Source organism: Mesorhizobium sp. M7A.F.Ca.CA.001.10.2.1, from assembly GCF_003998575.1.
Taxonomy (GTDB): Bacteria; Pseudomonadota; Alphaproteobacteria; order Rhizobiales; family Rhizobiaceae; genus Mesorhizobium.
The window spans coordinates 1-3,851 of sequence record NZ_RZQY01000597.1 but is presented as its reverse complement, the minus strand read 5'-3'; the positions used below and the strand labels follow the sequence as shown (position 1 = coordinate 3,851).

Here is a 3,851-nt window from a genome sequence, read left to right as displayed (position 1 = left end):
TCCCTGTGACGCTGCTGGACCAGCTCGCCGAGGGCGGCCGCCTTGTCGCCGTCGAAGGGCAGGGCAATTCCGGCGTGGCTCGTCTCTTTTTCAAGGCCGGGGGGGTTGTAACCGGAAGACGGGCATTTAATGCGGCAATTAAGCCACTACCGGGGTTTGAACGCATTCGTGCTTTCGAATTCTGAATGATTTGGCCTTGCAGCAGAGGCTTTGTCATGGTCGCTTGCATTTGAACGATCGCTGCTGATGCCAAACTGGGGGCACTTTGGGGTGAGCAGCAGGGAACATCGAACACGCGGCGCCGGCTGATCAATGAGAGAAGCAGGCGCGGCGCGGTTCCCATGGAAAACGAATGAGGGTTTAACCGTGCCGTCTTTTCGCAAGTCACTTTTCACCGCCGTTCTCGTCTCGGCGACCATGCTGTCCCCACTGGCCGCTTCAGCCGAAACCATCTCCGGCGCGCTTGCGAAGGCCTACCAGTACAATTCTTCGCTGAATGCATCCCGCGCTGGCGTTCGCGTCACCGACGAGGGCGTCGCCATCGCCAAGTCGGGCTACCGTCCGGTTGTCACCGGCTCGGCGAATATCGATTATTCGAGCAGCCATCTCAACGGCACCAATTCAAGCGTGCGGCTGACCACCGGCAATTTTGGCGTCCAGATCGACCAGACGCTGTTCGACGGCTTTCAGACCAGGAACAATGTCGCTGCCGCCGAAGCGCAGGTCCGGGCTTCGGTCGAAAGCCTGCGCAACACCGAAGAGGGTATCCTGTTCAGCGCGGCCCAGGCCTATATGAACGTGATTCGCGACCGGCAGGTCGCCGTGCTGACCGAGCAGAACCTGCAGTTCCTGACCGAGACGGCGCGCGCGGCGCGTTCGCGTTTCGAGGTTGGTGAAGGCACGCGCACCGATGTCGCGCAGGCCGACGCTTCACGCGCCGCCGCGGTGGCATCGCTGAGTGCTGCCCGGGCGCAGGCGCTGGCAAGTGCGGCGCTCTATCGCCAGATCGTCGGCGACGAGCCGGGCAAGCTCAAGGGCGCTTCGCCGGTGGCAAAGCTGTTGCCGTCGAGCCTCGCCGCCGCCGTCGGGGTGGCCTCGAACGAGCATCCGGCCATCCTTGCCACGCAGCATCTGGTCGACGCCGCCGCGTTTTCGGTGAAGTCGGCCGAAGGCGCGCTGTTGCCGCAGCTGTCGGCTTCCGCCGGCGTTTCGAGCGCCTATCGCAATACCTCGCCTTTGCCAGGCGTCGGTTCGCAGGATGGCACGACCAATTCGGCCAGTGTCGGGGCAACGCTGACGATCCCGATCTATTCGGGTGGCCGCACCTCGGCGATCGTGCGCCAGAACAAGGAATCACTCAGCCAGGCCCGCATCCAGGTCGACGTCAGCCGCGACCAGGTACGCCAGGCCGTCACCGCCGCCTGGACCGAGTATACCGCCGCGCAGCAGCAGCTGACGGCCAACAGGCAAGTGATCGAGGCCGCGAAGCTGGCACTGAACGGTGTCATCGAAGAACGCAATGTCGGCCAGCGCACCACGCTCGACGTCCTCAACGCACAGGCGACGGTCATCACCGCCCAGATCAACCAGGCCGGTTACGAACATGATGTGGTGGTGGCGAGCTACGCCATCCTGCAGGCGACCGGCCGTCTGTCCGTGGACCGCCTTGGCTTGCAGGTAGCGAAGTACAAGCCTGAAGAGCATTACAACGCGGTCAAGGACAAGTGGTACGGCCTGCGCACGCCGGACGGCCGCTGAGGCGTTCGGCCAGGACTGGCCGTGTTCCCCGTTTGAGCAGGATCTTTCGCACTCGGGTTCAGATCGCGCTAATCTGTTGAAATCCCACAAGTCCCCAGATTGGGGATTCTCGTGCGGCGATCCGTCGGTTACGCTGTCGCCATGATTCGATCCGGCTCTGCCGGAGCGGAAACCCACAGGGGTCACAAAGGCGGCGGATGTGACGATGGCAACGGCAAGCAGCGCACAGCGCGAACCTTCCATGGAAGAGATACTGGCTTCCATCAGGCGGATCATCGAGGACAGTGACGGCGGCCGCAAGCAGCCGGGCGACGCCGATGAGCTGAGCCAGGATCTGGAGCGCGCGTCGAGCGCCTATGCGGCCCCCGACGTGGAAGCATTCCGTGCCGACCTGCATGCCGCCCCCGAAGGCAGGAAGCCGGTCACGCTGGCGGAAGTCCAGGCACAGTTGCCGGCGGCCGAGCCGGTGGTCGCGCGCATGGAAACGCCTGCGCGCCCCGATCCCAGCCCGGCAAAGCCATCGATGACACTTGCCGAAGTTAGCGCCCGCGTCGCCGCCGAGCCAATCACGGTTGAATCGCCGGGATCGCGTCCTGTCGCCGACGCTTCCATCGCCGATTGGCGTCGTGAGATCGCCGCGGTCGGTGAGCAGGCGAGGGCGGTGTCGGACCGGAGCGAGGCACGCAAGACGGCTGCCCAGCCGTCCGTGGAGACTCCAAGGGACGAACCGACCGCGAAAGTAGCCGTCGAACCCGAGCCGTCTCGTCCGGATGCAAGCGTGGTGCGGCCGGTGGCGGCCAGCGACGCGCCGCGTCCGGCGATCGTTTCCGAGCATACCGGCCGTCAGGTCGCGGCTGCCTTTGGCGAGCTTTCCGATGCGTTTGCCAGCCGCAGCAAGAAGACATTCGACGAGATGGCCGAAGAGATGCTGCGGCCGATGCTGCAGGATTGGCTGGACAACAATCTGCCGACACTGGTCGAAAGACTGGTGCGCGAGGAGATCGAGCGCGTGGCGCGCGGGGCGCAGTAGCTCCCCATGCCGATTGCTAGAGGAAACGGCGCCTTCGTGGCGCCGTTTCTTTTGGTGAGGTCAGTTTGTTGGCAGGACGGCGGATCGCTTTCCGTTGAAATGACCAAGGCCGCGCCTATCTGGTTGTGAGGGTCCGAGACAGCCCTTGCGGTTGACTTGGCCAAAACCTTCCGATTTACACCGGACCAGCAAAACTCCCGACAGCGCGGACCATTTTCCCATGCTTGAAAAGACCTACGACGCCAAAACCGTCGAGCCGAAGATCGCCAAAGTCTGGGAAGAGGCCGACGCGTTTCGCGCCGGTGCCGGCGCCGAGGAGGGGGCGGAAGCATTTACGATCGTCATCCCGCCGCCGAACGTTACCGGCTCGCTGCATATGGGCCACGCGCTCAACAACACGCTGCAGGATATATTGGTGCGCTTCGAGCGAATGCGCGGCAAGAACGTCCTGTGGCAGCCGGGCATGGACCATGCCGGTATTGCCACGCAGATGGTTGTCGAGCGGCAGCTGATGGAAAAGCAGATCCATCGCCGCGACCTGACCCGCGAGCAGTTTATCGAGAAAGTGTGGGAGTGGAAGGCCGAATCCGGCGGCGCCATCTTCAACCAGCTGAAGCGGCTGGGCGCCTCGGCCGACTGGTCACGCGAACGCTTCACCATGGACGAAGGCCTGTCCAAAGCCGTGCTCGAAGTGTTCGTCACGCTCTACAAGGAAGGGCTGATCTACAAGGACAAGCGCCTTGTGAACTGGGACCCCAAGCTGCTCACCGCGATCTCCGATCTCGAGGTCGAGCAGCAGGAGGTCAATGGCAATCTCTGGCACTTCCGCTATCCCATCGAGGGCCAGGTCTTCGACCCGGAAAACCCAACAACCTTCATCACCGTGGCGACGACGCGCCCGGAGACGATGCTGGGCGATACGGCCGTCGCCGTGCACCCTGACGACGAGCGATTCCGGCATCTGGTGGGCAAGAACATCGTCCTGCCAATCGTCGGTCGCAGGATTCCCGTGGTGGCGGACGAGTATTCCGATCCGGAAAAGGGTTCGGGCGCGGTCAAGATC

Annotated in this window: 3 protein-coding genes and 1 pseudogene; all 4 read left to right on the top strand. The window is 63.5% G+C overall.

Features of this window, described 5'->3' with window-relative positions:
- Positions 1-185: pseudogene (locus EN964_RS28075) on the top strand (protein-L-isoaspartate O-methyltransferase); the annotation flags it as partial.
- A gap of 181 nt (positions 186-366) precedes the next feature.
- On the top strand, positions 367-1,758 hold the full coding sequence (locus tag EN964_RS28070; protein ID WP_127272694.1) for a TolC family outer membrane protein: 1,392 nt from the start codon (positions 367-369) through the stop codon (positions 1,756-1,758).
- A gap of 205 nt (positions 1,759-1,963) precedes the next feature.
- Positions 1,964-2,788: a PopZ family protein gene (locus tag EN964_RS28065; RefSeq protein ID WP_127267804.1), complete on the top strand. Its 825-nt coding sequence runs from the start codon at positions 1,964-1,966 to the stop codon at positions 2,786-2,788.
- 220 nt (positions 2,789-3,008) lie between these two features.
- On the top strand, positions 3,009-3,851 hold an 843-nt coding region (locus EN964_RS28060), incomplete at its 3' end, for a class I tRNA ligase family protein (protein ID WP_164776036.1).

Excerpts from the sequence above, each read along its gene's own strand:
- EN964_RS28065 (WP_127267804.1), top strand. The coding sequence starts at position 1,964 with ATGGCAACGGCAAGCAGCGCACAGCGCGAACCTTCCATGGAAGAGATA.